Below are 23,889 nucleotides of genomic sequence, written 5' to 3'. Positions count from 1 at the left end.
GGTACCCGAACTGCCTGGACTTCGTCGCCGAGCTGCGCGCGGCGAGCACCGCCGCCGCGCCGGAACCGTGGCGCGCCGACGGGCCGCCCACCCGGGTCGTCCCGGCGCTCGCCCCCGACCCGCGCCCGGTGCCCGGGCCGCCCGCCTGGGCCGCACCGGTCGTCCACCCGCCGCCGTCGCCGCCCGCAGGGAGCCGTCCGTCATGAACGCCGTGAGCCAGGTCTTCGCCGTGGTCGCCGCGGCGATCCACCTGATCGTCTGGCCGCTGGAGAGCTTCCTGTACGGGCACCCGCGGGTGCGCCGCGTGCTGACCGGCAGCACGGCGGACGCCCCGGAGGTCCGGCTGTGGCGCGTCAACGTCGGTTTCTACAACCTCTTCCTGGCCCTCGGCCTGGTCGCCGGCCTGGTCCTGCTGCACACCGGACACCCGGGGGCCGGGCGGGCGGTGGTGCTCTACGTCGCCGCGTTCATGGTCGCGGGCGGGATCACCCTGTTCACCTCGGAGCCGAAGCTGTGGCGCGGTGCACTCGGCCAGGCCGTCCCGGCGGCGATCATCCTTCTGACGGAGGCTTTCTGACGTTTCATCACCATCTCTTCAGGCGTGCGGCTAAACTCCGCCTACCCCGCGACGGTCGCGGCGGCTGGGGGTGGCAGCAGTGGCGAAGATCCCGATCACCGACCGGTACGTCGTCGGCCTCGGCTGTCGGGTGAGCGTCCAGCAGGGCCTCACCTCGACGAAGGTCAGCTGGAGCGTCGCACACCTGCCGGAGGGCGGCTCGCCCCGGCCCACCGGCGGCAACAAGGAGATCGGCGTCATCTGCCCGCGCTGCCGGCGTTCCTTCTCCGTCCGGGTGGAGACCGCCACCAGGGCGCGGGTCAAGCGGCTGGTCCACCGGACGGTGGGCTGGCTGCTGGTGCTCTCGCTGCTGGCCCTCGTCCCGATGCTGGTCCAGCTGGGCGGCCGGACCGTCGAGGAGGGCGACGACCAGGCCGTCGACAACATCGGCCTGCTCTTCACGCTGGCCGCCGCGGGCGTGGTCGTCGGACCGTCGCTGCTGCTCAGTGCGGGCATCCACGACGGCATCGGGAAACTCCGGCTCATCCGGGCCGACGGCCGCAAGACCATGTGGGTGCGGGGCCACCGGCTGTTCTGAGCCGGGACACGCCCCCCGCACCCGTCACTCGGCGTCCGCCGGCACCTCGCCGCGGTGCCGCACCCGGGTGGCGAGCAGGGCGCCGAGCGCGCCGGTCAGCAGCCCCCAGCCCGCCGCGAGCGGCACCGCCGTCCAGAGCACCGGGCGCAGGGTGAGGCTCCCGCCGCCCAGCCCGGCCAGCGGGTTGCCGCCGCCGAGCACGGCGCCCAGCAGGTCGCCCAGGCCGCCCTGGCCGAGGCCGACACCGAGCACGGAGAGCCCGTAGTCGGCGTCCACCCGGGTCCACAGACCCACCAGCAGCACGGTGACGGCGGTGGCGAGCGCGAACCGGACGGCGTGCCGCCAGAGCCGGACGGTGCGCGGCGCGCGGCGGGCCGCCAGGAAGGCGGCGGCGAGCAACAGGACGGCGGCCAACGGCAGCAGCCACCAGCTGCGGGCGTCCTGCTCCGCGAGGGTGCCGAGGTCGATGGTCGCCGGCCCGCCCCCGGGGGTGCGCAGCACGGCGCTGAGCGGCTTGGGGACGGGCAGGCCGAGCCCGCCGACCAGCCACCCGTGCCACGTGGCGCCGAGCCCGATGCCGAAGGCCAGCCAGACCAGGTCGGGCAGCGCGAGCAGCACCACGGCCAGGGTCTGCCGGGGGTTCCCGTGCACGACCGCGGTCAGCACCCCGGCCACCGCACCGATCGCCAGGTACGCCAGCAGGACCAGCCAGAGCGCGAACGCGGGCGGGCGGACCGCGAGTTGGTAGCGCACCAGGGCGGGCGGCAGCGGGGCCCGCCGGGACACCGCGAAGGTGACCGCGAGCACCACCAGCAGCCAGGCCAGCCCGATGCCCACGGTGGTCGGGCCGTCCGCGCGGAAGCCGACCTCCGGGGTCAGCCCGAGCGCGCCGCCGATCGACTGGGCCAGGTCGCCGCCGAGCGGGACGACGAAGCTGTGCCGGGCGCCGAGGGTGAGCAGCACCAGGGCGAGCACCCAGAGCAGCAGCGTCCGGCCGATCCGCCCGAGCAGCTCACCGCCGCCCGCGACCGCGCGGAAGCGCAGCTGGCGCAGGAACACCTCGGCCATCGCGACCGCGCCGACCACCGAGACGCTCAGCGGCATCGCGCTGATCCCGGCCCCGACCGCCGCGAAGTCCCCGGCGCCGCCGTCGAGTTCGACGGTGCCGCCGACGGCGAGCGCGAGCGTCGCGGCCAGCACGGCGGGAAAGCCGCCGTCCGGGAGGTCGTCGGCGCCGGCCAGCCAGAGACCGAACGCGGCCACCGCCGCCATCGCGACCAGCCCGGCCAGCACCACGGCGAGCGCGTCCAGCCAGCCGCGTACGGCGCCGGGCGGGCCCGCGGCCCGGGTGGTGGGCTGCTGCATGCCGCCTCCTCGTCGCTCGCGGGGTGCACAGGGGTCCGGCCCGGGCGCGGCGCGATCGATCTCTGATCTACGTCCGATCTACGCCCGATCGGCTCCCGGCCGGGTTCCGGCCGGGTTCCGGCCGGGTTTCCAGGGTGGCCGACGGTCGGCGGGCACGCTCGGCGACGCCCCGGCACCTGCTGTTGCGGCGAACGGGGCAACGGGGGAGAAAGGGAAGCCACTGGCAGGAGCCTCCCGAGCCGGCCCCGGTCGGCCGACCGCCTGCGAAACGGAGCCTCGATGACCTCCCAACCGCCTCCGTCCGGCCTGCCCGGCCCGCCTGGTGAACCTCCGCACGGTCCGCCGTCCGGTCCCCCGTCCGGGCCGTTGGCCGGTCAACCGTCCGGCGGCGGTACGGCCGGTTCGCCGTCCGTACCCCCTCCGCCCTCGGGCCCGTCCGGGGCCGCCGGGGCGGGTGGCGCCGGGAGTGCGAGTGGTCCCGGCGGTGCGAGCGGGCCGGGCGGGCCGTCCGGACCGGGCGGCGCGGGCGGGCCCGGCGGGCCGTCGTCCGGCGGGCCCGGACGCGGGGCGCGCACGCCGTGGTGGCGCTCCGGGAAGGGGCTGGCGCTGGCGGCGGGCACGGTGGCGGTGGCCGTGGTGGCCACCGTGCTGATCGTCAACAACCAGGGCGGCAACCACCCGGCCGTGCCGACCGCGAACGAGGTCGCCCTGCAGGCCCCGGCCGATCCCGGGCCGGACCCGTTCACCCCGTCGGTGGAGACCCAGGGGGTGAGCGCCCCCGCACCCGGCTCCGCCGTCCCGACCGCCGTCCCGACCCCCGCCCCGACCGTCACCCCGACTGCGCAGCACCCGGGCGGCGCCTCGTCCCGGAGCGGTTCGCCGACCGCGCTCCACAGCGTCGAGGGCAGCTCGGCCGGGCTGTACGCCGGGTCGATGGGCAAGCCGAGCTGCGACACCGAGCGCCTGGTCGGAATGCTCTCGACCGGGGACACCGGGCGCGCCTGGGCCTCCGCCGCCGGCATCGCGCAGGCCGACGTCCCCGGCTACCTGCGCTCGCTGACCTCCGCCTACCTGCGGGTGGACACCCGGGTGACCAACCACACCTACAAGAGCGGCGCGGTGGTCGAGTACCAGTCCGCACTGGAGGCGGGCACCGCCGTCCTGGTGGACGCCCAGGGCGTGCCCCGGGTGCGCTGCTCCTGCGGCAACCCGCTGAAGCCGCCGGCGCTGGTGAGCAACGCGAGGTACACCGGGAAGGCCTGGGCGGGCTTCCAGCCGTCCACGCTGATCATCGTGGTGCCGGCAGCCCGACCGGTGACCGAGATCATCCTGGTGAACGTCGAGACCGGCGGGTGGTTCTCCCGGATGACCGGGCGGGTCGAGGTCGTGGACCGACCGGCCGAACCCCCGAAGGGGCCCCTGGTGCCCGGCATCCCACCGCCGGGCCCGTGGACGCCGTCCACACCCTCGGCCACCTCCTCGACCTCCCCCGGTACGACGTCCCCCGGCACGACGTCGCCGGGTGCAACATCGCCGGGCACGACCCCACCCGGCACGACCCCACCCGGCACGCCATCGCCCGGCACGCCGACGAGTTCGGGTGCCACCGGTGCCACCCCCTCGGGCTCCACAGGCGCCGGAGTCACCTCCTCGGGCCCGACGACCCCCGGAGCCACGTCCCCGACCAGCTCGGGTCAGCCGCCGGGGACGGCCACGACGACCAGCACCCCGCCCCCGTCCACGGTGACCACCGGCGCACCGACTCAGACTCAGACTCAGACACAGACGCCGACACCGGTCACCAGGACGCCCTCCGCCGCGACGGCGACCACCGCCGCCACGACGGCAACCGGCACCACGGCGACGACCACCACCGCCCAGGCGCCGACCGCGACCTGCGCGAGCACCGCGCCGTCCACCCTGCCACCCTGCCCGACCGCGAGCGCCGCCACGCCGAGCTGACCCGGCACACGCCCCGCTCCGCCCCGCTGCCGTCGACCCTCACCCGGTCGGTGGCAGCGGCGCGCCTCAGGGCAGCAGCACCTTCGCGTCCTCGGGCCCGAGCACCCGGCCGTCCGCCGAGCGCACCTCGACCCGCGCGACGGGCGCACCGGACTCGCGGTCCACCAGACGCGCCCGGGGCTCGCCCTCCTCGAAGAACCACTGGTCGCCCCACTGCCGCAGCGCCGTGATCACCGGGAACAGCGCACGGCCCTTCTCGGTGAGCACGTACTCCTGGTACGGGCTGCCGTCGGCGGCCGGCGCGAGCTCGAACACGCCGTTGGCGACCAGGCCGGCCAGGCGGGAGGACAGGATGTTCTTGGCCAGGCCGAGGTTCTTCTGGAACTGCCCGAAGCGGCGCAGTCCGTCGAAGGCGTCACGGACGATCAGCAGCGTCCAGCCGTCGCCGACGACGTCGAGCGGACGGGCGACCGGGCAGGCCGATTCCTCGTGCGTGGTGCGTTTCGGCACTTCTCCCACCTCTCAGCTCTCACCGGTCGGCGCCCAGCGTACCGATCAGAGCGTGGTTGCTTATTAAAACCAGAGTATGCCATTGTGTCGCGGTAGCACTTTGAAACCACCATGCCCCTTCGAGGGAGTCCGCCCATGACCTCACCCGCCCGCGCGTCCGCCGAGGACCCGACCGCCGCCGACCCCCCCGCCGACGCCCTGGCCAAAGCCCCGGCCGACACCCCCACCGGGGCCCCGCCGCGCGGCCTGTCACCGGCCGTCGCCTGGCTGCTCTCCGTCGCCTGCGGCCTCGCCGTGGCCAACGTCTACTACTCGCAGCCACTGCTCGACCTGATCGCCCGGGACTACGGCATCGCCCCGGCGACCATCGGCCTGGTCGGCACCCTCACCCAGACGGGCTACGCCCTCGGCCTGCTCCTGCTCGTGCCGCTCGGCGACCACGTCAACCGCCGCACCCTGATCACCTCCCAGCTCGGCCTGTCCGTCCTCGCCCTCCTCGCCGTCGCACTCGCCCCCTCCGCTCCGCTGCTGCTCCTCGCGATGGCCGCCGTCGGCGTCCTCGCCGTCGTCGCCCAGGTGGTCGTCGCCTACTCCGCCCAACTCGCCGCCCCGGGCGACCAGGGCCGGGTGGTCGGCACCGTGACCAGCGGCATCGTGGTCGGCATCCTGCTCGCCCGCACCGTCGCCGGGACCATCGGCGACCTGGCCGGCTGGCGCGCCGTCTACGTGGTCTCCGCCGTCGCGACCGCCGCCATGGCCCTCGCCGTCGCGGCCGCCGTCCCGTCCGAGCGGCACCGGGCGGCCGAGCGGATCGGCTACCCGCGGCTGGTCGGCTCGGTGTTCACGCTCTTCGCCCAGGAGCGCGTGCTCCGGGTCCGGGCCGTCCTCGCGCTGCTCGGCTTCACCTCCGTCACCGTGCTGCTCACCCCGATGGTGCTCCCGCTCGCCGCGCCTCCCTTCAGCCTCAGCCACACGCAGATCGGGCTCTTCGGCCTGGCCGGCGCCGCCGGAGCGCTCGGCGCCGGATACGCCGGCCGCCAGGCCGACCGCGGCCGCGCCGAACGCACCGCCGGCATCGGTCTGCTGGCCATGCTGGTCGGCTGGCTCCCGGCCGCGCTGCTGCCGCACTCGGTCTGGTGGCTGGTGCTCGCCATGGTGGTGATCGACTACGGCCTGCAGTCCGTCCACGTCGCCAACCAGCACCTCCTCTACCAGGTCCGCCCGGAGGCGCAGAGCCGCCTGACTGCCGGCTACATGCTGCTCTACTCCGCCGGATGCGGCGCGGGCGCGATCCTGTCCACCGTCGTCTACGACCACGGCGGCTGGACGGCCGTCTGCCTGCTCGGCGCCGCCACCAGCCTCACCGCGCTCGGCTACTGGTGGACGGCGGCCCGCCGCTGACGGCCGATCGGCCACCGGCCTCCGGCCCCTACGCGTACGTCACCTACGCGTCCGCCACCGGCGCCTCCGCCGCCGACGCCGCGGCGAGGACCTCCCGCAGCGTCCGTATGCCCTCGCGCCAGGCCGCCGCCTCCCCCGACTCGTCCCACAGCTCCGCGAGCTCCGACTCCTCCGCGACCACCCGGTCGAGCGCCGCCACCGCGAGCGGGCGCAGCTCGGCGGAGAGCGGCGGGACCGGCTCCTTGGGCCCGTAGGCGCTGGTCACCGCCGCCCCGCCCGGGCACTGCGCCGCCACCAGCGCGGCGGAGGCGACCGCCTCCACCGCCTCGTCCGAGTCCAGGAACTCCTCCGCCCGGACTGCGTACAGCAGCGCCGACCGGAGCAGCGCCTCCCGCTCGCCCGGCGCCGCGTCGTCCAGTCCGCCGCAGAAGTCCGCCGCCGAGTCGTTGTCGAAGTGCCCGATGTCCCAGGTGCCCATGCCGATCCCCTCACGCCGTTCGTGTTCGTGTGCGACGGATGCTTGCACACGGCACTGACAATCGGCCGGGCCGACGGATATTCGCTGGTCAGGGCCGACCGCGGTGGGGCAGAGTGCCCCCATGACCACGATTCAGGGGCTGGACCGGGACGGGTACATCGCACGGGAGGGCTCGCTCGACCGCGTGCCGCCGGCGTTCACGCCGGTGGTCGCCGCCGCCCGGGAGCGGATCGCCGCGGCCTTCGCCCCCGACCGGCTGCACAGCGCCTACCTCTACGGCAGCCTCCCGCGCGGCACCGCCACCCCCGGCGTCTCCGACCTCGACCTGCTGCTCGCCCTGCGCCACGAGCCCACCGCCGCGGACCGGGCGGAGGCCGACGCCCTCGAAGCCGCGCTCGACGGGGAGTTCGCGCAGGTGAACGGGGTCGGCGTGGTGCTGGCCGGCACGGACACCCTGCTGAGCGAGCTCGAACGCCACGACCTCGGCTGGTTCGTCGCCTGCCTCTGCACCCCGCTGCTCGGCGAGGACCTCGCCGCCCGGCTCCCCCGCTACCGCCCCACCTCGCTGCTCGCCCGGGAGACCAACGGCGACCTGGCCCTGGTCCTCCCGCTCTGGCACGAGCGCCTGGCCGCCGCCACCACGGAGGCCGAACTGCGCGGCCTCACCCGCGCCGTCTCCCGCCGCCTCGTCCGCACTTGCCTCACCCTGGTCATGCCCCGCTGGGGCGGCTGGACCAGCGACCTCGCCGCCTCCGCCGAGATATTCGCCGGCTACTACCCCGAGCGCGCCGCCCAAGCACGCCTCGCCGCCGCCCTCGCCCGCGGCCGCACCCCCGACCGGGCCGCCCTCACCGTGCTCGTCGACGACCTGGGCCCCTGGCTCGCCGCCGAGTACGCCGCCGTCCACGGCGTGAAGGCACCGCGCCCGTGACGGCGCCGCGCCCGTGAAGGCAGCACGCCCGTGACGGAACCGCACCCGGACGGCCGGCCCTACGGTCCGGACCACCGGTGCGTCCCGCTCCCGCCGGCCCACGGCACGCTCGTCCCGGACGTCGTCGGCGGGCGGATCGGGTACGTCGAGGTCCTCGACCCGGCGGCCGCTCCGGGACACCAGCCCCGGCCGGGGCTGAACTCGCCACCGCCGCAGGGGCTTCAGTCCACGCACGGGATCCCGCCCGCCTTCACCGCCGGCCCCTGCATCGGCAGCCCCGCCGCCGAGTCGGCGGAGGTCTCACCCGGCGCGGCCGACGGCACGGCCGTCGGGCTCGGGGTGCGGGAGACGGCGAGGGTGAGCAGGACGCGGCCCGCGGGGATCCCCGACGAGAAGACCGCGTTCACCCCGTAGCGGGCGGCGAGGCGCTGCGCCTCGGCCTTGGCCCCGGCTCCGTACCCGACCGCGGTGGCCCGGGTCCTGGCCGGGGCGTCGCCGATCCGGCCCGTCTGGTAACCGAGTTCGGCCAGCGCCCGGGACTCGTTGGCCGCCGCCCCCGCCCCCGCGACCGCGTTGATGTCGACCACCGCCTTGGGCGTCGCGCTCGGCGTCGGGGTCGCGGAGGGCGACGGGGCCGGTTCGCCCGGCGCGTCCCCGGACGGCGCGACGGGCACGACGGCGGGGACGGCCGGCGCCGGCTCGTGCTTGAAGAGCTGCCGGACGATCTTCCTGATCAGGTCCGGGTTGACGGTGTTGACCTCCTGCCCGCCGACCGTCTTGAAGCCGCTGATCGGCAGGGTGTTGAACTCCACGTTGCCGCCGGTCAGGTTGGGCGCCTGCTGGGCGAAGTCGAGGATGTTCCACTCGTTGTCGATGACCACGTCCTTCTTCACCACCGCGAACAGCTTCTGCATCTGCCCGAGGTCGTTCAGGATGCCCTGCTGCTTGAGCCGGTACTCGACGGAGGAGAGGAACGCCTGCTGCCGGTGGGTGCGGTCGAGGTCGCCGTTGGTGAGGTGGTGGCGCTGGCGGACGAAGGAGAGCGCCTGCGCGGCGTCGAGGGAGCTGATCCCGGCCGGGAGCTTGAGGCCGGTGCCGCCGCCCTCGTGGGTGGCGGTCCGGGCGATGATCGGGTCGTCCACGGGGTGGTTGAGGCAGACCTGGACCGGCTCGACCGCCTTGGCGATGTCGTAGAAGCCGATCAGGTTCACCTCCGCGAAGTGGTCGATCGGGACGTCCAGGAAGCTCTGCACGGTCCGGATGGTGGCCGAGCGGCCGGCCTCGCGGCTCTGCCGTTCCAGCGCCGCCTTGGAGAGCCCCTTGCCCGCCAGCTTCTGCTCGGCGGCCTCCTTGGCGATGCCGTACGCCTCCTTGATCTTGTGCATCTTCCCGTCCGCGCCGACGGTCTGCACGTAGTCGTCGCGCGGGACGGAGAGCGCGGTGACCTTGCCGCCGTTGGCCGGGATGTGCAGCACGATCAGGGCGTTGGTGTTGTACCCGCCGATCTCGCTGGAGCCGGCGTGCAGTTCGTCCTCCACGAACTGCCGGGGCAGGTCGTTGCCGTCCATGTCCTTGCGGCTGTCCAGGCCGATCAGCAGCAGGTTGACGGACTTGTCGAGGTGCGGCGGGGCGTTCTTCCTGGCCTCGCTCAGCGCGGTGGACTTGATCATGCCGTCGTCCAGGCTGCGGTACTCGTACCAGGTGAAGCCGCTGGCGCCGAGCACCGCGACCGAGACGGTGCAGGCCAGGGTGCGCCCGGCGACGGTCAGCGGGGCGGCGGCGCGGCGCGGGTCGTAGCCGCGCCGGCCGCGCAGACCGCGCTGCCCGCGTTGGCCGCGTTGGCCGGTACGGCTGTTGCCGCGCTCAGCCACGGCGGCCCCTTCCGGCCGGGACAGCCGTCCTGCCGGTCCGCCGGCGCTCCGGCACCGCCCGGCGGCGGGCCGCCGTGACGCGGACCGCGACCACGACGAGCGCCACCGCCACGGCCGCGGCCATCACCGGGAACGCCCCGACCACCCAGCGCAGTGCGCCGGTGCCGAGGTTCCTCCCCTGGTACTTCCCGGGGTGCGCCAGGTACTCGACGCCCGAGGCGGTGAGCAGCACCACGACCGGAGCGGCCGTCACCACCCACCACCGGCCGGTGCGGCTGCAGAGCAGCGCCGCGGCCGCCGTCCCGAGCACCGAGCCCACCGCGAACAGGAGGCCGACGCCCGGCCCGTCGAGTTCGTCCGCGACCGCTCCGAGCAGCGGCAGCCCGACCGCCGAGAACGCGGCCGCCGTCCCGCCGCGCCGGCGCGCCTGCTGCCTGCGGCGGGCCGCCCCGGGGCGCGGCGACCGGACCTGCCGGGGCGCCGCGGTGTCCGCGCGCCTCCCGGGGGCGCCTGCGGCTCCCGCACCGGCCGGCCAGGAGCGCTGGGCGGGCAGGGCGCGGTCCTCGGTGCGGGGCCCCGCGTCCTGGTACGGCGTTCTCGCCCGCTGACCGGCCATGCGCACTTCCCTCGATCGTTGCGGCTGCGGCGGCGCGATCGCACCACCGCGCGTGCCGGGACGCCGTCGGTCCTGCCGGGGCCCTGGCGGCGCCCTGGTGACGTCCTGGTGGGGACCAAGCCTCTACATTGCTGTAGAGGTTGGGCTGGAGCATACAAACCCATTTCAGCAAAGTCATCCGCTGCCACCCGGCAGCGACCGACCGCCTGGTGGACCGTCGTTAGGATGGTCATGATCCCCGCCACGTCGGCACACCATCAGGAACGCATCAGAGGAGCAGAGCGTCACCATGTTTGAGAGTCTGAAGAACCTCGCGGGCAAGGCCACCGACCTCGCCCGTGACCACGGCGACGTGATCGGGCAGGGCCTGGACAAGGTCGGCGACGCGATCGACGACCGCACGGACGGCAAGTACAGCGGGCAGATCGACACCGGCGTCGAGAAGGCGAAGGACTTCCTGCGCAACCTCGACGGCGACCAGAAGCCCGCCGAGTAACCTGCCGCAGGACACGATCGGCCGCACGACGGTCGAACGACCGCACGGGCGAACGGGGAGGGGCGGCAGCGGTGAGCGAGGAGAAGAAGGGGCCGGGCTGGGGGCAGTGGCTGGTGCTCACCGTCGCGGTCGTGGTCGGGCTGGGCCTCCTGCGCGGCAACGACCACGACGGCGCGGCCTCCGCCGACCCCTCCCCGACCGCCGCCGCCCCGTCCGTCCCCGGGTCCGGCGGCGCGCCGTCGGCCGGCGGCTCCGCGAAGCCGTCGAAGCCCTCGGGCCGCTACGACCCGGCCGACTACGCGGAGCCGGTCCGCCGGTACGCCACCGAGGCCGGGGTCAACCCGCAGCTGCTGATGGCGATCCTCTACAACGAGTCGTACAAGCCGCACGACCCCGAACTCGAACGGGCCTGGCAGCGCGGCAAGCCGGACGCCTCCTTCGGCATCGCCAACATGCACCGGGCCGCCTTCGACGACACCAAGCCCGGCCGCCCCTTCGCCTCCCGGCAGTGGGAGGAGCTCCCGGACGACCGGGACCTGGCCGTCCAGGCGGCCGCCTGGCACCTGCACGACCTCGCCGCCCAACTTCCCGCGCGCCCGGGCGTGTCGCTCAGCCGGGACGAACTGGTCGCCCTCGGCTACAACGCGGGCGCGGGCAACATGCTGGCCTTCGCCCGGGGCGTCAAGATCGGCTCCCAGGCGCAGTCCTACCTCGACCGCCTGCAGGACAACTGGTCGAAGTCCGGCGAGGCCGTGAAGTAGCGCCTCCGGGCGGTCAGCTGACGGCGATCCGGGCGGACCAGACCCTCCGCCAGGCCAGCGCGTCGGCGACCCCCTCGGCGATGCCGCGCCGCGGCTGCCAGCCGAGCAGGTCCCGCGCGGTGTCCACGACGGCGTAGCAGCCGATCACGTCCCCGGGCCGCGGCCCGGCCTCCCGCACCTCGAGGCTGGCGCCGACGGCCTGTTCGAAGGCGGCGATCAGCTCCCGCACGGTGGTCCCGTCACCGGTGCCGACGTTGATCACCCGGTAGCGGTCCGCCACGCCCGGGGCGATCACCTCGTCGAACCGGAGCAGCGCCGCGACGTGCGCCTCGGCGAGGTCCTGGACGTGGACGTAGTCGCGGATGCCGGAGCCGTCGCGGGTCGCCCAGTCGGTGCCGGTCACGGTGAACGGGGTGCCGGTGGTGTGCGCCTCGATCAGCTTGCCGAGGGCGTGGGTGGGCCGGAGGTCCTGGAGGCCGGTGCGCAGCTGCGGGTCGGCGCCGATCGGGTTGAAGTAGCGCAGGGCGATGACGCGTTGGCGCTCGGCGCCCTCGCCCCTGGTCCAGTCCTGGAGGACCTGCTCCATCATCTGCTTGGTGCGCGCGTACGGGCTGCCGGCGTCGACCGGGCTGCTCTCGTCGACCCGGGCGTCGGCGGTGGGGGCGTAGATCGAGGCGGAGCTGCTGAAGACGACCCGGGTGCAGCCGTGGCGCTGGAGGGCGTCCAGGAGTTCGACCGTCTTGGCGACGTTCTCCCGGTAGTAGTACAGCGGCTTGGCCACGGACTCCGGTACGACGATCTTCGCGGCGCAGTGCACGGTGGCGTCGATGTCGGGGTGCTCGGCGAAGATCCGGTCGAGCAGGGCCGCGTCGGCGATGTCGCCCCGGTAGAAGAGCCGGTCCGCGACGAACTCGGTCCGCCCCCGGGAGAGGTCGTCCAGCACGACCGGGGTGATCCCCCGGTCGAGCAGGGCGGAGGCGACGGTGCTGCCGATGAATCCCGCGCCGCCGGTGATCAGGACCTTCTTCATGCGCGAGCGCTCCCTTGCGGTCGTCCGGGCGCCAGGTGGCGCCCGGTGACCGGAAGGGACGTCGGTTCGCACCCGGCCGGTTCCACGACGGGGCCGCTCCCCCGGAACGGCCGGCCGTCGCCGGGCGACTCAGCCGCGGTGGCGGCGCAGCCAGAGGCCGGTGGCGACCAGGACGACGGCCGCGCAGGCGGTGCCGATGGCCGCCCAGGCGGTGGCGTCGGAGGTGGTCGCGTGGACGCGGCCGGGCGCGGCCTCCCGGGCGGAGACGGGGGCCGCGGTGGTCCCCGTCCCGGCGGTGGTCTCCCGGAGCGGGGCGGGGGTCACCTCGGCGGAGCGTGGCGAGCCGTCCCCCGGCTGGGCCTCGGCGAGCGGCGGGCCCCCCGTCCCCGCGGGCGCCGGGTCGGTGACCACCGCGGTGTCGATGTCGAGCTCGCCCTCGCCGTGCCCGGGGGCGGGGGAAGAGCAGTCCACCGTCACCCGCCAGTGCCCGACCGGCAGGATCTCCCGGGTGGTGTACGTCCCGGGACGGCCGGGGGCGGTGACCAGGCGCCAGGGGCCGACGGCGCGCCCGTCGGTGGCCGTCGCGGAGAGCGTGCCGGCGAACTCCCCGGTCACCGGGTCGTGGTCGTTCTCCCAGGTGGCGACGGTGCTGACGCGACCGTTCTGCTGGCCGGTGACGTCCAGGTGGACGCTCTCGCCGTGGGCGGCGGCGGGTGCGGCGGCGGCGAGCAGGGCCGCCGCGGCGAGGGCGAGGGCGCTGAGGTGGGGGCGGGTTCGCATACGGGAGGGTCCTCGGGGCGGTGTGGGGGCAGGGACGCTGGGAACGGCCGGCGCCGGGAACGGCCCGCCACTGGGTGGGCGGCGGCCGGTCCCGGCGCGACGGACCTTCGGGCCTGCGGGTCTTGGGGCCCGCGGGCGTCGGCGGCTCGGGTCGGAGGGTGCGGCCGGCGTACGGGCCGACCGGTTTTACGGGCTCACAGGAACAGCCTTACCCCGTTCGGCACACGAGGACTTCAGCAACGAACAGTTCTGGTAAGAGAGGCCGCCGTTCGACTGCGGAGACTCCGGCAGCCGCCCTCGTCGGGGGTGAACCCGCCTTCGTCAGCGGCGAGTTGATACGTCCGCGCGGCCGCTTCGGGGTGCGGCAGCCGGGCGGTGCGCCGGGCCGGGGCCGCCGTGCCGCCAAGCACCACGCGGCGGCCCGGGTCGGCGGAATTCGGCGTGATCTGACTGATGGCCGCCTCGGGAGCCGGTCCTCCCCGGGGTCGGGGGCGGGGCCGGGGGAGGGGTCGCGGCGGCCAGGGCGCCCTGCGGGTGGGCCGGCGGCGTCGGCGCGGCCCGCTGCTCCGGTGTCCCATCGCGTTCCTCTCCTCGCGCGACGGCGCGTGCCCCTGCGACGGAGGGGCTCGGGCCTTCCGACACTCCGGAGAGCGGGAGGGGCGAGCGGGAATAACAGAAACCTCTTGCGAAAATCCCCGGGCCGTTCGATCGAGTGGCAGCCGGGGACGCCGAACCGGCCCTGGGCGCAAGGCGCAACCGCGCAGGGCGGAGCCGGGGAGCGAGCAGGGGGGGCGGAGCCGGGGAGCGCGAGCAGGGGGGCGGGCGCTCCCCGGCAGGAGGTGGTGGCGGCCACCCGGCCGGAGTCCCGGGGCGTGCGACTCCGTCGGCCGTGACGGAATGCTAGACCCGTCGGCAGGTGCTGACCAGTGCTCTGACCAGCGGATTTTCCGCCCCGGACATGCCATCGCCAGCCAGGCTGCGACGTACCGTCAGATCCGACGTACCGTCACATCGCCGGACGGTCAGGCCGCGGCCTTCACCGGCTCCGCACCGAAGGCCGCCGCACCCGCCCAGGGCCGTACCGCCGCCGTCGCGCCGGTGCCGCAGCCCCCGTGCAGCCGGGCCAGCCCGGCCGCCAGGACGACCCGGTCCCCGCCGAGCCAGAGCCGCAGGGCCGCCGAGAGCGCGGCGCTGGCCGGCCCGGCCGCGGGGCCGCCGGTCCGCACCAGCCGCTCGCCGAGCAGCGGCAGCAGGTCCGCGACCGCCGCGGGCAGCCACAGCGTGAGCGCGAACGGCGCCGGTCTGGCCAGAACGCGTAGCAGCGGCAGGACGCAGGCGTCGTCGTGCAGCGCAGGGATGACCTCCAGCAGCCCGTCCACCGCCACGTCGGAGACGTCGCCGCCGTGCCCGCGCGCGAGGTCGCGCAGCAGCGCGCGCTCGGCGGCGGTGATCCGGACGGTCAGCATGACCTCGTCGCAGTCCATGGTCCCGGCCCCTGTCGTGGAGAGTTGGTGGTGTGGTCGTCGGGTCGTGGTGTCAGTCCTGTGCCGACAGGGTTCCTGCCCCGATCCGGCCCTCCGATACCGGCGCTATCAGGCCGTAGTGGCCGTCGAAGCGGCGGTAGAGCACCCGGGCCCGGTGGTCGCCGGGGTCGGTCCAGCCGACGAACGGGCGGCCGGTGAGCCAGAGCCGGCGGGCCGCCTCGGCGAGGTCGAGCGGGGGCATCGCGCTGGTGCCCGCGGCGCACAGTTCCACCGTGCCGCCCGGCGTGCAGCGGTGCACCAGGCCGTCCCGTCCGGTCGCGGCGTCCGCGAAGAGGTGGAACCGCCGGTCGAGGGCGAGCAGTTCGAGCACGGCCTGTTCGGGGCCGCGGCGGGCGAGCACGACCGCCTTGTGCCGGGCGATCCGCCGCTGGGCGAGCGGACGGTCGGCGAACTGCGGGCGGTAGGCGCTCTCGTACGCGACGGCGAAGCCGATGTCGCCCTGCTCGCGCAGCCGGACGGCCCGGCCGGCCAGTGTGCCGAGCACCAGGTCGACGGACTCCCGCGCGGTGCCGGTGGCCAGCTGCACCCGGACCGGGCCGACGCCCGCCAGCTCGACGTCCGCCTGGGCCAGCGCGGGCCGGGTCACCGAGCGGTTTCGCGAGCGGGTCAGCCGCAGTCGCAGCGCGTGGGTGTCGGGGCCGAGCGCCGCGGCGGTGGCCAGTGCCCGGGCCCGGGCGTACTCGGCCTCCTCGCGGGGCAGCTCACCGCGGATCTCCACCCGGACGTCGAGGGCCGGCCGGTGGCGCAGACGGGTCATCAGGTTCCTCCTTCTTCGCATCCATGCTGTCCCTCGTACGCCCGTGCGGCGAGGGTCCAAAGACCCTGCCCCGCGGGCGAGCCGCCGACCGCCCGGAGGGTCGCATCGGCGCAGGTCAACACCGGATTTCGAGCACGCACGAAAGGGTCGATCCACTCGGCCGTTGGAGTGATCCCCGCACATTCGGCGCAACGCTCGGGAAACCGGCGCGTTTGTTCAACGTGCGCCCTCCCGCCGGGGGCGCGCGCGGGGCCCGCGCTGGGCGGACCCCCGGCTCCCGGCCGGCCCGCCGCTGCCACCCGGCATCGCCCGCACCGGCCCCTCTGGTGAGAGGTAGTGTCATGTCCCTGCTGACCGAGACGCGGAAGCTGATCGTCCCCCCGAGAACCGCACCCGGCCCGTCCCCGCTGGCCCGCGCCGCCGTCCCGCCGCTGGCCCCCGGCGCCCTGCCCGGCCTCGGGCACGCCGGCGCCCTGCTGCGCGACCCGCTCCGCTTCCTCGGTTCGCTCTCCCGCCACGGCGGGGTGGTCCGCATCCGCCTCGGCCCGCGCACCGTCTGCGTGGTCACCGACGCCCGGCTGGTCCACACCCTGCTCGTCGCGCTGGCCCACGACTGCCCGCGCGGCGCCGTCCAGGACACCCTCAAGACGGCCTTCGGCGACGGCCTGCTGATGTCCGAGGGCCAGGCCCACCGGGACCGCCGCCGGATCATCCAGCCGGCCTTCGGCCCGGACCGGATGGGCGAGTACCTGGCCGTGATGCAGCAGGTCACCGAGGAGCGGGCCGGACGCTGGCGCCCCGGGCAGGTCCTCGACGTGGCCAAGGAGATGAACCACCTGGCGCTGGAGATCGTCACCCGCACGCTGTTCGACGCCCGGCTCAGCGAGGACGCCACCGTCGCCTTCCACCGGGCGCTGCCGGACCTGGTGAAGGGCCAGATCGTCCAGTCCCTCTACCCGAGCCCGGCGCTCGCCCGGCTGCCGCTGCCCGTCAACCGGCGCTTCGACGACGCCGTCCGGGTGCTCAACCGGGTGGTCGACCAGGCCGTCAACGGCCGCGCCGCGGGCGCCGAGGAGGGCCGCCGCACCCTGCCCGCCCTGCTGCGGGCCGCGACCGACCCGGCCAGCGGGTGCCCGCTCACCGAGGCCGACGTGCGGTCCGAGGCGATCGCCATGTTCGGCGCGGGCACCGAGACCGTCTCCACCACGCTCACCTGGCTGCTGGACGAGCTGCTGCGCCACCCCGAGGTGGAGGCCCGGATCCTCGCCGAGCTGGACGAGCACCTGCCCGCGGGCACCGTCCCCACCCTCGAGGCGCTGGCCCGGCTCACGTACACCCGCAGCGTCACCCAGGAGGTGGTGCGGCTGCACGCGCCGAACGCCTTCCTGATGCGCACCGCCCGGGTTCCGGTCGATCTGGGCCCGTACCGCGTCCCGGCCGGCACCGAACTGCTGTACAGCCTCACCGCGCTGCACCGCGACCCGCTGCGCTACCCCGAGCCCATGAGCTTCCGGCCCGAGCGCTGGCAGGACGCCGGCGGCACCGGACGGCCGTCCTTCCTGCCGTTCGGTGCGGGCAAGCACAAGTGCATCGGCGAGGCCTTCGCCTGGGCGGAGCTGACCGTCGCGGCCGCGGCGATCCTGCGGCGCTGGCGGCCGGTGGCGGTGCCGGGCGCCCGGGCCCGCGAGGTGGTGTGGACGACGGTCCAGGCGCACGGCCTGCGGGTGCGGCTCGCGCCGCGCGGCGCGCGCTCCCCACGCAGGAGCTCCACCGCGGCCTCCCGCGAGGGTGATACCGGCTCCTCACCGGGGGACACAGTGCCCTCCTCCCCCGGTGAGCCGCCGTCCGGCCGGTGCCCGTTCACCGGCGCCAGCCGTGCGACCGCCCCCGCCGACCCGGCCGCCCCGGCGGACCTCCGGTCGCGTGCCGACCTGCTCCTCTCCGCCGACCGGCACGCCGACTGGGCGGTCCGCCGCGGCCTGCTCACCCCGGCGGAGCTGCCCCGCTACCGGGGGTACGCGCTGCACGAGCTGATCGGCTACGCCTATCCCCGCGCCCGGGGCACCGAACTCGACCTCCTGGTGGACATGCTGGGCTGGTTCACCATCCTGGACGACCGGTTCGACGGCCCGCCCGGCCGCCACCCCGTCCAGGCCCGCGCCGTGGTCGACCCGCTGATCGCGGTCCTCGACGGCGCCCGCGGCGGGAGCCCTTCCGAAAGTCGACTACTGCTCTCCTGGAGGGAGTTGTGGGAGCGCCAGACCGCCTCGATGTCCCCCGAGTGGCGCGCCCGGGCGGCCCGGGAATGGCGGGCCTGCCTGGCCACCTTCCCCGCCGAGGCCGACCACCGCGCCAACGGCACCGTGCCCGCCCTCGGCCTCGACCTGACGGACACCATGTGGCTGCGCCGGCACGGCAGTTGCCTCTACCCGTTCATGAACATAATGGAACGGGTCCACGGCACCGACGCCCCGGCCGCGCTGCACGCGGAACCCGCGCTGCACCAGCTGCGCGCCAACACCGCCGACGCCGCCACGCTGATCAACGACCTCTACTCGCTGAAGCGCGAGGAGCGGCAGGGCGGGACGGCGTTCAACACCGTGCTCACCCTCGAGCGGGCCCACGGCTGCACCCGCGACCGGGCGGTCCACGCGGTGCGCACCCGGGTGGCGCAGCTGCAGCAGGAGAGCGAGGAGCTGCGCCGCGACCTGCTGCGCCGCCACCCGGCCGGGCGCTGGTACCTGGACGGCACCCGGGAGCTGGTCGCCGGCGTGCAGGCCTGGACCAGCACCAGCCACCGCTACCGCGTGCGGGACCGGGAGGCGCGCCAGTGAGCGGCCCGGTCCGGGAGCGCTACTTCCGGCCGCCGAGCGCGAACAGCAGCAGCACGAAACCGGCGAACAGGTGGGTGGCGAAGATGTAGATGCCCGCGCGGATCAGCATCGCCTTGCGGCGCCGCTTCTCCTCGCTCGTACCGTCCCCGCCCGTACCGCTCCCGCTGGTACTGCCCTCGCTCACGCTGTCGTCGCTCGTGCTGGCGCTCATGGTGGTGCTTCTCCTCGGATCGGGCGGACGGGCCGGGCGCGGCTCAGCGGGGCCGACCGCCGGGGGCGCGCAGCTCGGTGAGCAGCGCGCCCTGGTCGGTGATCAGCTCGGTCAGGATCCGGCGGGCCGCGCGCAGCAGTTCGGCGACGTCCGGGGTGCTGAGCGCGTACACCACGGTGTTGCCCTCACGGGTCGCCGTGACCAGCTGGGTGCGGCGCAGCACCGCGAGCTGCTGGGAGAGGTTGGACGGCTCGACCTCGATCTCCGCCAGCAGCTCGCGCACCGGCCGGGGGCCGTCCTGGAGCAGTTCCAGGACCCGGATCCGTACGGGGTGGCCGAGGGTGCGGAAGAACTCCGCCTTGGCCTGGTACAGCGGCACCGGCATCGTCCGCGCTCTCCCTCGGGTCCGGCTGGATGGTCGTCCGGCCGGGCGGGGATCTCCGCCGCGGCCGGTAGGCATCATCGCGACAGATGAAGATTTCTTCAAGTCGTCACCGCGCGTCGCCGGGGTGCGCCGGAATCCGGAAGGCCCCGACCGGGCGCTCCGCCGGGCGGTCGCGATCGGGTCGGGGCATGCGAAAGCCGAGCCCGGGATGCTGCCAACTCCCGGGCTCGGCAGTCATGGTGATGAGCCGTCAGCAGACTACAGGCACATCGACCGTGGCCGGGACCTGCCCGCTCCAGAAGCCCTCGACGTCGAAGGAGACGTGCACGGTGGACCCGCACGGCACCGTGCTGGAGATGCCGTCGACCCGCACGGTGGAGACCTGGAACACGGTGCGGCCGTTCACGGTGCCGAGCGAGGCCCCGCCGGTCACGTTGGCCGACAGGTGGGTCACCAGCTCCTTCGGCGCCGGCGGCCACGGGGTGCCCGGGGACGGCGGGCCGGCCAGGCCGATCTTCCCGTAGACCGCGACGCTGTCACCCGTCACGTCGGCGCAGGCGTAGGTGGCCAGGCCGGCCTGCAGGCTGGAGTAGCCGCAGGTGGTGACGGTGGCGGTGGTGGTGGCGGCGGCCGGGGTCGCGGCGATGGCCGGGACGGGGGCGGCGAGCAGGGTGACGGCGCCGGCGGCGATCCAGGTGGCGCGACTCATGCGGTTCATCGGTGCCTCCTCCTTCGGAGGGTATGAGGACGGACTGGGAACAGGTGACGTGGTACATATGACATTTCATAGGCCCACGACAGAAACTTTGACATGCGATTCCTCGGCCATGAGGCGGATTTACCCTCGGAAGTCAGGTGTCGACCGAAACTGAACCTTCGATGGCGCAATCAGCGCTGGACAGTCGAACGGGCGCCCCCGTCCAGGGGACGCCCGCGTGGAGCCCGGGTGAACCGTCTCCGAACGCCCCCGGAGCCGCCTTCGAAGCCGCTGCCGAAGCCGCCGCCGAACCGCCGCCGCCGACTCAGCCCAGCGAGCCGCGCAGGGCGTCGACCCGGGCCACCGCCTCGCTGAAGGCGTGCCGGTCCAGGCGGCCGTCGTCCAGGGCGGCGGCCAGCGCCTCGGTGGCCTCCTCGCCCTGCCGGGGGTCGCGCCCGGAGCAGAGCATCAGGTCCATCCCGGCCGCGGCGGCGGCCAGCGCGCGGTCACCGGGGCCGCCGTACGGGGCGAGCGCGGCGGCCTCCATGGCGTCGGTGACGGTCACGCCGTCGAAGCCGAGCCGGCCGCGCAGCTCGCCCTGGATGATCGCGTGCGAGAACCCGGCCGGGTGGTCCGGGTCCAGCGCCGGGTAGACCGCCCAGGAGGCCATCACCAGGCGCACGCCCGCCGCGATGGCCGCCCGGTACGGGGCCTCGCCGCGGGCGCGGAGCTGCGACAGCGGGACGTTCAGGGTGACCGGGCTCTCGTCGGTGTTCGCGCCCCGGGGCGCGGCGCCGAGACCGGGGAAGTGCTTGGCGGTCGCGGCCACGCCGAGGCCCTGCTGGGCGGTGAGGAAGGCGCTGCCCAACTCCGCCACCTTGGCCGGGTCTTGGCCGAAGGAGCGCTCGGAGTGGTCGATGAAGTTGTCCGGCGTGTCGTAGACGTCGAGCACCGGGGCGAGGTTGAGGTTCAGCCCGGCGTCGGTGAGGGTCCGGGCGGCGCCGGCCCCGGACTCCGCCGCCGCGGCGACCGGGTTCGCCGCCAACCCGACGCGGCGGGCGGAGAGTTCGGGCGCACCGGGCAGTCGGCGGACCTTGCCGCCCTCCTGGTCGGTCATCAGCAGCAGCGGGCGCGGATGCGGCGCCTCGGCGGCGGCCTGCTTCAACTCGCCTATAGCCTGCGCGAGTTGCTCCGGACTGGTGATGTTCTCACCGAACAGGATCACCCCGGCGGCCCGGCCCTCCCGGATCGCCTGGAGCGTCGTGGCCGACGGTATCGGGCCCGGGTACGACAGCACGACCCGCCGCCCGGCGAGCACCCGGGAGTCCTCCTGCTCCAGGCCGGCCATCGCCGCGGTCCTCTCGTCCGGTGCACCCGGGACGCCCGGAGCGCTCGGGGCACCGCGCGGCGGGGCGGGCGAGCCGAGCGGCACCGGCCCGAGCGCGGCGCCCATGACGGCCAGCACCACCCCGAACTGGGCGACACTTCGGAACAGGGCCATCACGCCTCCCGGTCGACAGGTGACTTCGGCATGTCAACGTACCCAGGGGTGCGGCGCGGCATTCCCCCATACACCGTATTCATCCGATAATCCGACTCAATCTCCGCGAGGTGACGCCTCTCCGCGGACCAGCCGGCCCAGGACGCCCACACCCTCGGCGATCTCGGACACCGAGCCCGCCGCGTAGCCGAGGACCAGGCCGGGCGGGTACGGCAACCGGGCGTGCCAGGACAGCGGCTGCACCTTGACCCCCTCCGCCAGGGCGGCGGCGGCCAACCCCGTATCGGTACGGCCGCATCCCTCCGGGAGCGTCAGCATCAGGTGGAGGCCGGCCGCCGCGCCGTGCACCGTGGCCCCCGGCAGGTGGGTGCGGATGGCGTCGATCATCGCGTCCCGGCGGCGGCGGTGGCGGCGGCGCAGCACCCGCAGGTGCCGGTCGAGGTCGCCGGACTCCATCAGCCGGGCGAGGACCAGCTGGGGCAGCACCGGGTTCCCGAGGTCGGCGAACCGCTTGGCCTCCAGGACGGCGTCCCGCAGCCGGTCCGGGACCAGCAGCCAGCCGGTGCGCAACGCGGGGGCGAGCAGCTTGGAGACGCTGCCCGCGTAGCAGACCCGATCCGGCAGGACCGCCCGCAGGGCCGGGACGGGCGGACGGTCGTAGCGGTGCTCGGCGTCGTAGTCGTCCTCGATGACCAGGCCGCCCTCCGCCGCCCAGCGCAGCAGTTCGCGGCGCCGTTCGCCGCCGAGCACGACACCGGTCGGGAACTGGTGGGCGGGGGTGAGCAGGACGGCCGGGGCGCCGGTGGCGCGCAGCGCGTCGACCCGGACGCCCTCGGCGTCGACCGGGACGGGCGGGGTGGCGGCGAGCCAGTGGGCGAGGTGCTGCCGGACGCCGACCGAGCCCGGGTCCTCCACCGCGACCTCGTCGATGCCCGCCCGCCCGAGCGCGCGGCCGAGCAGGGCGAGCGCCTGGGCCGTACCGGCGACGATCAGCACCTCGTCGGGGTCGGCGCGGATGCCCCGGTTGCGGGCCAGCCAGTGGGCGACGGCCCGGCGCAGGGCCGGGGTGCCGCGCACGTCGCCGTAGCCGAGGTCGGACGCGGCGAGGCCGTCGAGGACGGCCCGTTCGGCGCGCAGCCAGGCGGCGCGGGGGAAGGCCGCGAGGTCGGGCACGCCGGGGGTGAGGTCGATCCTGGCGGGGGCGCCGCGCAGCCGCTCGAAGACCTCGGGGTCGGGGTCGTCCCGGAACAGCGCAGGCGCCTGGCGGGGCTGCCGCGCCGCGGGCACCTCCCCCGGTACGACGACGGCCGGGTCCGGTACGGCGGTGGCCGCGACCACGACCGTGCCGCCCCGGCCGCGGCCGGCGACCTGCCCCTCCTCGGCGAGGCGCCGGTAGGCGTCGGTCACCACCCCGCGGGAGACGCCGAGTTCGGCCGCCAGCACCCGGCCGGCGGGCAGCCGGGCCCCGACCGGGAGCCGCCCGTCGGCGACGGCCTCGCGCAGCCGGCGGGCGAGCCAGTCGGTGAGGCCGCCGGGCGGGGCCTCGGTGGTGTCGAGCTGGAGGAAGTCGGCGCCGGCCTCTTTGGACCGGTCGGATGCCTCGACTTTGGACCTGTTCACCGGACCATAGTGGCGGCGAGGGTGGGGCCATGACCACGGAAACGACGGCGCCCGCGAACGCGGCGGCGCCGGAGCACGGGCTCGACCACGGCCCCGACCACGGCCCCGACTACGTCCACGGCTACTCGGAGACCGAGGCCCGGCGCCTCGGCGACCAGGCCGACACCCTCGCCGAACTGCTGCACGCCGGCACGGCCTACCCCGCGGGCAGCCGGGTGCTGGAGGCCGGCTGCGGGGTGGGGGCGCAGACCGTGCACCTGCTGGCCGCCAGCCCCGGCGTGCGGCTGACGGCGGCCGACCTCTCGGCGGACTCGCTGGCCCAGGCCCGCTCCCGGGTGGCCGCGCAGGCACCCGCCGCGGACGTCACCTGGCACCACGGCGACCTCCACCGACTGCCGTTCCCGGACGGCTCCTTCGACCACGTCTTCCTCTGCTTCGTGCTGGAGCACCTGACCGACCCCGCCGCCGGGCTGGCGGCGCTGCTCCGGGTACTGCGGCCGGGCGGGACGATCACCGTGATCGAGGGCGACCACGGCTCGGCGCTCTTCCACCCGGAGACCCCGGCGGCCCGCCGCACCGTCGACCACCTGGTCCGGCTGCAGGCCCGGGCGGGCGGCGACGGCCTGCTCGGCCGCCGCCTCCACCCGCTGCTGACGGAGGCCGGGTTCGCGCGGGTGACGGTCCGCCCGCGCACGGTCTACGCCGACGACGCCCGGCCCGCCCTGGTGGAGGGCTTCACCCGCCGGACCTTCGTCGCGATGGTCGAGGCCGTCCGGGCGGAGGCGCTGGAGGCCGGACTGAGCACCCCGGAGGCCTTCGACCGGGGCATCGCGGAGCTGCGCCGCGCGGCCGAGCCGGGCGGGACGTTCCACTACACCTTCTTCAAGGCGGTGGCGGTCCGGCCGTAGCGCGGGCCTGCCGGGACCTGCTCCTGCCGGAGCGGGCCCCGCGGGCGGGGTCGTGGACGGGGGTCACGATCGCGCCC

At 75.4% G+C, this 23,889-nt stretch carries 23 protein-coding genes and 1 pseudogene; 10 read left to right on the top strand and 14 right to left on the bottom strand.

The window, feature by feature from the left end; translation table 11 throughout:
• The 3 genes and pseudogenes from ACFU7Z_RS12440 to ACFU7Z_RS12430 all read left to right on the top strand — a co-directional run.
• Positions 1-206 (top strand): annotated as a pseudogene (locus ACFU7Z_RS12440) (hypothetical protein); the annotation flags it as partial.
• Positions 203-577, top strand: coding sequence for a DUF1304 domain-containing protein (locus ACFU7Z_RS12435; RefSeq protein WP_074004884.1), 375 nt, complete (start codon positions 203-205; stop codon positions 575-577). The pseudogene ACFU7Z_RS12440 and the gene ACFU7Z_RS12435, both read left to right, overlap by 4 nt.
• Before the next feature lie 79 nt (positions 578-656).
• Complete coding sequence (locus ACFU7Z_RS12430; RefSeq protein WP_049660167.1) at positions 657-1,154, top strand: hypothetical protein; 498 nt, start codon at positions 657-659, stop codon at positions 1,152-1,154.
• A gap of 24 nt (positions 1,155-1,178) precedes the next feature.
• Here ACFU7Z_RS12430 and ACFU7Z_RS12425 read toward each other — a convergent pair whose 3' ends face one another.
• A complete protein-coding gene (locus tag ACFU7Z_RS12425) occupies positions 1,179-2,519 on the bottom strand; it encodes a streptophobe family protein (RefSeq protein ID WP_380777485.1) in 1,341 nt (446 codons plus the stop codon).
• A gap of 633 nt (positions 2,520-3,152) precedes the next feature.
• Here ACFU7Z_RS12425 and ACFU7Z_RS12420 point away from each other — a divergent pair.
• Positions 3,153-4,481, top strand: a complete 1,329-nt coding sequence (locus ACFU7Z_RS12420) for a DUF6777 domain-containing protein (protein WP_380777484.1) — start codon at positions 3,153-3,155, stop codon at positions 4,479-4,481.
• A 66-nt stretch (positions 4,482-4,547) separates the two neighbouring features.
• On the opposite strand, the gene ACFU7Z_RS12415 is transcribed toward ACFU7Z_RS12420, so the two are convergent.
• Positions 4,548-4,991 carry a helix-turn-helix domain-containing protein gene (locus ACFU7Z_RS12415; RefSeq protein ID WP_074004888.1) on the bottom strand — a complete coding sequence of 148 codons (444 nt, stop codon included), beginning with the start codon at positions 4,989-4,991 and terminating at the stop codon, positions 4,548-4,550.
• A gap of 135 nt (positions 4,992-5,126) precedes the next feature.
• On the opposite strand from ACFU7Z_RS12415, the gene ACFU7Z_RS12410 reads away from it, so the two are divergent.
• Positions 5,127-6,392 (top strand): MFS transporter, encoded by a 1,266-nt coding sequence (locus tag ACFU7Z_RS12410; RefSeq protein WP_380777483.1) that lies wholly within the window; start codon positions 5,127-5,129, stop codon positions 6,390-6,392.
• 43 nt (positions 6,393-6,435) lie between these two features.
• On the opposite strand, the gene ACFU7Z_RS12405 is transcribed toward ACFU7Z_RS12410, so the two are convergent.
• Positions 6,436-6,870 (bottom strand): DUF4259 domain-containing protein, encoded by a 435-nt coding sequence (locus ACFU7Z_RS12405; RefSeq protein WP_375873757.1) that lies wholly within the window; start codon positions 6,868-6,870, stop codon positions 6,436-6,438.
• 121 nt (positions 6,871-6,991) lie between these two features.
• Between ACFU7Z_RS12405 and ACFU7Z_RS12400 the strand changes: the two genes are divergently transcribed.
• Positions 6,992-7,801 (top strand): nucleotidyltransferase domain-containing protein, encoded by an 810-nt coding sequence (locus ACFU7Z_RS12400; RefSeq protein ID WP_380737263.1) that lies wholly within the window; start codon positions 6,992-6,994, stop codon positions 7,799-7,801.
• Positions 7,802-8,022: 221 nt separating this feature from the next.
• Here the strand turns inward: ACFU7Z_RS12400 and ACFU7Z_RS12395 are convergent, their stop codons facing one another.
• Positions 8,023-9,672: an LCP family protein gene (locus ACFU7Z_RS12395; protein WP_380777482.1), complete on the bottom strand. Its 1,650-nt coding sequence runs from the start codon at positions 9,670-9,672 to the stop codon at positions 8,023-8,025.
• A complete protein-coding gene (locus tag ACFU7Z_RS12390) occupies positions 9,665-10,288 on the bottom strand; it encodes a DUF6542 domain-containing protein (protein ID WP_074004891.1) in 624 nt (207 codons plus the stop codon). The genes ACFU7Z_RS12395 and ACFU7Z_RS12390 overlap by 8 nt, the downstream gene beginning before the upstream one ends.
• A gap of 289 nt (positions 10,289-10,577) precedes the next feature.
• Here ACFU7Z_RS12390 and ACFU7Z_RS12385 point away from each other — a divergent pair, with 289 nt between their 5' ends.
• Together ACFU7Z_RS12385 and ACFU7Z_RS12380 are read left to right on the top strand one after the other, a co-directional pair.
• Complete coding sequence (locus ACFU7Z_RS12385) at positions 10,578-10,784, top strand: antitoxin (RefSeq protein WP_049660325.1); 207 nt, start codon at positions 10,578-10,580, stop codon at positions 10,782-10,784.
• A 71-nt stretch (positions 10,785-10,855) separates the two neighbouring features.
• The gene (locus ACFU7Z_RS12380; RefSeq protein ID WP_380777481.1) at positions 10,856-11,545 is read left to right on the top strand and encodes a transglycosylase SLT domain-containing protein; all 690 of its coding nucleotides are present in this window, start codon (positions 10,856-10,858) and stop codon (positions 11,543-11,545) included.
• A 13-nt stretch (positions 11,546-11,558) separates the two neighbouring features.
• Here ACFU7Z_RS12380 and galE read toward each other — a convergent pair whose 3' ends face one another.
• The 4 genes from galE to ACFU7Z_RS12360 form a co-directional block, all read right to left on the bottom strand.
• On the bottom strand, positions 11,559-12,575 hold the full coding sequence (galE, locus tag ACFU7Z_RS12375; RefSeq protein ID WP_380777480.1) for a UDP-glucose 4-epimerase GalE: 1,017 nt from the start codon (positions 12,573-12,575) through the stop codon (positions 11,559-11,561).
• A 129-nt stretch (positions 12,576-12,704) separates the two neighbouring features.
• Complete coding sequence (locus tag ACFU7Z_RS12370; protein WP_380737271.1) at positions 12,705-13,355, bottom strand: hypothetical protein; 651 nt, start codon at positions 13,353-13,355, stop codon at positions 12,705-12,707.
• Between the two features lie 1,022 nt (positions 13,356-14,377).
• Positions 14,378-14,839, bottom strand: coding sequence for a hypothetical protein (locus tag ACFU7Z_RS12365; RefSeq protein WP_117492977.1), 462 nt, complete (start codon positions 14,837-14,839; stop codon positions 14,378-14,380).
• A 52-nt stretch (positions 14,840-14,891) separates the two neighbouring features.
• Complete coding sequence (locus tag ACFU7Z_RS12360; protein WP_181970906.1) at positions 14,892-15,656, bottom strand: sigma 54 modulation/S30EA ribosomal C-terminal domain-containing protein; 765 nt, start codon at positions 15,654-15,656, stop codon at positions 14,892-14,894.
• A 341-nt stretch (positions 15,657-15,997) separates the two neighbouring features.
• Between ACFU7Z_RS12360 and ACFU7Z_RS12355 the strand changes: the two genes are divergently transcribed.
• Positions 15,998-18,490 carry a cytochrome P450 gene (locus ACFU7Z_RS12355; protein ID WP_380777479.1) on the top strand — a complete coding sequence of 831 codons (2,493 nt, stop codon included), beginning with the start codon at positions 15,998-16,000 and terminating at the stop codon, positions 18,488-18,490.
• 19 nt (positions 18,491-18,509) lie between these two features.
• Here ACFU7Z_RS12355 and ACFU7Z_RS12350 read toward each other — a convergent pair whose 3' ends face one another.
• The 5 genes from ACFU7Z_RS12350 to ACFU7Z_RS12330 all read right to left on the bottom strand — a co-directional run bounded on the left by ACFU7Z_RS12350 (position 18,510) and on the right by ACFU7Z_RS12330 (position 22,904).
• On the bottom strand, positions 18,510-18,701 hold the full coding sequence (locus ACFU7Z_RS12350) for a DUF6126 family protein (protein ID WP_049656767.1): 192 nt from the start codon (positions 18,699-18,701) through the stop codon (positions 18,510-18,512).
• Positions 18,702-18,744: 43 nt separating this feature from the next.
• On the bottom strand, positions 18,745-19,086 hold the full coding sequence (locus ACFU7Z_RS12345) for a helix-turn-helix transcriptional regulator (protein WP_049656769.1): 342 nt from the start codon (positions 19,084-19,086) through the stop codon (positions 18,745-18,747).
• Positions 19,087-19,336: 250 nt separating this feature from the next.
• Positions 19,337-19,804, bottom strand: a complete 468-nt coding sequence (locus ACFU7Z_RS12340) for a hypothetical protein (protein WP_049656770.1) — start codon at positions 19,802-19,804, stop codon at positions 19,337-19,339.
• Positions 19,805-20,108: 304 nt separating this feature from the next.
• Positions 20,109-21,284: a glycoside hydrolase family 3 N-terminal domain-containing protein gene (locus tag ACFU7Z_RS12335; RefSeq protein WP_380777478.1), complete on the bottom strand. Its 1,176-nt coding sequence runs from the start codon at positions 21,282-21,284 to the stop codon at positions 20,109-20,111.
• Between the two features lie 96 nt (positions 21,285-21,380).
• Complete coding sequence (locus ACFU7Z_RS12330) at positions 21,381-22,904, bottom strand: PLP-dependent aminotransferase family protein (protein ID WP_380777477.1); 1,524 nt, start codon at positions 22,902-22,904, stop codon at positions 21,381-21,383.
• Positions 22,905-22,933: 29 nt separating this feature from the next.
• On the opposite strand from ACFU7Z_RS12330, the gene ACFU7Z_RS12325 reads away from it, so the two are divergent.
• A complete protein-coding gene (locus ACFU7Z_RS12325; protein WP_380777476.1) occupies positions 22,934-23,812 on the top strand; it encodes a methyltransferase domain-containing protein in 879 nt (292 codons plus the stop codon).
• The last annotated feature ends 77 nt before the right edge of the window (positions 23,813-23,889 follow it).

This window comes from Kitasatospora sp. NPDC057518 (assembly GCF_042802075.1).
Lineage (GTDB): Bacteria > Actinomycetota > Actinomycetes > Streptomycetales > Streptomycetaceae > Kitasatospora.
This window is presented reverse-complemented; position numbering and strand designations above follow the sequence as displayed.

What these genes read in the sequence shown, in the direction of transcription:
- ACFU7Z_RS12365 (WP_117492977.1), bottom strand. Translation starts at nt 14,839, where the DNA reads ATGGACTGCGACGAGGTCATGCTGACCGTCCGGATCACCGCCGCCGAG.
- ACFU7Z_RS12435 (WP_074004884.1), top strand. Translation starts at nt 203, where the DNA reads ATGAACGCCGTGAGCCAGGTCTTCGCCGTGGTCGCCGCGGCGATCCAC.
- ACFU7Z_RS12400 (WP_380737263.1), top strand. Translation starts at nt 6,992, where the DNA reads ATGACCACGATTCAGGGGCTGGACCGGGACGGGTACATCGCACGGGAG.
- ACFU7Z_RS12370 (WP_380737271.1), bottom strand. Translation starts at nt 13,355, where the DNA reads ATGCGAACCCGCCCCCACCTCAGCGCCCTCGCCCTCGCCGCGGCGGCC.
- ACFU7Z_RS12325 (WP_380777476.1), top strand. Translation starts at nt 22,934, where the DNA reads ATGACCACGGAAACGACGGCGCCCGCGAACGCGGCGGCGCCGGAGCAC.
- ACFU7Z_RS12355 (WP_380777479.1), top strand. Translation starts at nt 15,998, where the DNA reads ATGTCCCTGCTGACCGAGACGCGGAAGCTGATCGTCCCCCCGAGAACC.
- ACFU7Z_RS12350 (WP_049656767.1), bottom strand. Translation starts at nt 18,701, where the DNA reads ATGAGCGCCAGCACGAGCGACGACAGCGTGAGCGAGGGCAGTACCAGC.
- ACFU7Z_RS12335 (WP_380777478.1), bottom strand. Translation starts at nt 21,284, where the DNA reads ATGGCCCTGTTCCGAAGTGTCGCCCAGTTCGGGGTGGTGCTGGCCGTC.
- ACFU7Z_RS12340 (WP_049656770.1), bottom strand. Translation starts at nt 19,804, where the DNA reads ATGAACCGCATGAGTCGCGCCACCTGGATCGCCGCCGGCGCCGTCACC.
- ACFU7Z_RS12385 (WP_049660325.1), top strand. Translation starts at nt 10,578, where the DNA reads ATGTTTGAGAGTCTGAAGAACCTCGCGGGCAAGGCCACCGACCTCGCC.
- galE (WP_380777480.1), bottom strand. Translation starts at nt 12,575, where the DNA reads ATGAAGAAGGTCCTGATCACCGGCGGCGCGGGATTCATCGGCAGCACC.
- ACFU7Z_RS12410 (WP_380777483.1), top strand. Translation starts at nt 5,127, where the DNA reads ATGACCTCACCCGCCCGCGCGTCCGCCGAGGACCCGACCGCCGCCGAC.
- ACFU7Z_RS12405 (WP_375873757.1), bottom strand. Translation starts at nt 6,870, where the DNA reads ATGGGCACCTGGGACATCGGGCACTTCGACAACGACTCGGCGGCGGAC.
- ACFU7Z_RS12360 (WP_181970906.1), bottom strand. Translation starts at nt 15,656, where the DNA reads ATGACCCGTCTGCGCCACCGGCCGGCCCTCGACGTCCGGGTGGAGATC.
- ACFU7Z_RS12425 (WP_380777485.1), bottom strand. Translation starts at nt 2,519, where the DNA reads ATGCAGCAGCCCACCACCCGGGCCGCGGGCCCGCCCGGCGCCGTACGC.
- ACFU7Z_RS12390 (WP_074004891.1), bottom strand. Translation starts at nt 10,288, where the DNA reads ATGGCCGGTCAGCGGGCGAGAACGCCGTACCAGGACGCGGGGCCCCGC.
- ACFU7Z_RS12345 (WP_049656769.1), bottom strand. Translation starts at nt 19,086, where the DNA reads ATGCCGGTGCCGCTGTACCAGGCCAAGGCGGAGTTCTTCCGCACCCTC.